This window comes from Frigoribacterium sp. VKM Ac-2530 (assembly GCF_015350835.1).
Lineage (GTDB): Bacteria > Actinomycetota > Actinomycetes > Actinomycetales > Microbacteriaceae > Frigoribacterium.
The window spans coordinates 1-540 of the sequence record NZ_JADKSE010000004.1; the positions used below are offsets into that span (position 1 = coordinate 1).

General features: G+C 53.5%; 1 rRNA gene. It reads right to left on the bottom strand.

The features are described from left to right. A 16S ribosomal RNA gene (locus ITJ48_RS15945) occupies positions 1 to 407 on the bottom strand; the annotation flags it as partial. Positions 408 to 540: the final 133 nt, after the last annotated feature.

The window sequence follows — 540 nt, forward strand, 5'->3', positions numbered from 1 at the left end:
TCCCTCACGCGGCGTTGCTGCATCAGGCTTGCGCCCATTGTGCAATATTCCCCACTGCTGCCTCCCGTAGGAGTCTGGGCCGTGTCTCAGTCCCAGTGTGGCCGGTCACCCTCTCAGGCCGGCTACCCGTCGTCGCCTTGGTGAGCCATTACCTCACCAACTAGCTGATAGGCCGCGAGTCCATCCTTGACCGAAATTCTTTCCAACTCCTAGCCATGCGGCTGAAGCTCGTATCCGGTATTAGACGCCGTTTCCAGCGCTTATCCCAGAGTCAAGGGCAGGTTACTCACGTGTTACTCACCCGTTCGCCACTAATCCCCCCAGCAAGCTGGAGTTCATCGTTCGACTTGCATGTGTTAAGCACGCCGCCAGCGTTCGTCCTGAGCCAGGATCAAACTCTCCGTAAAAGAAAAAACAGAACCACCGGAAAAAGGTGATAACTGCTGAATTTGATGCTGACTGAAAGAACAAAACAATCTGACGATTGTTGATTGTCCGTCAATCTCAAAGAAACCTAAACACCATCGACGACCGAAGCCT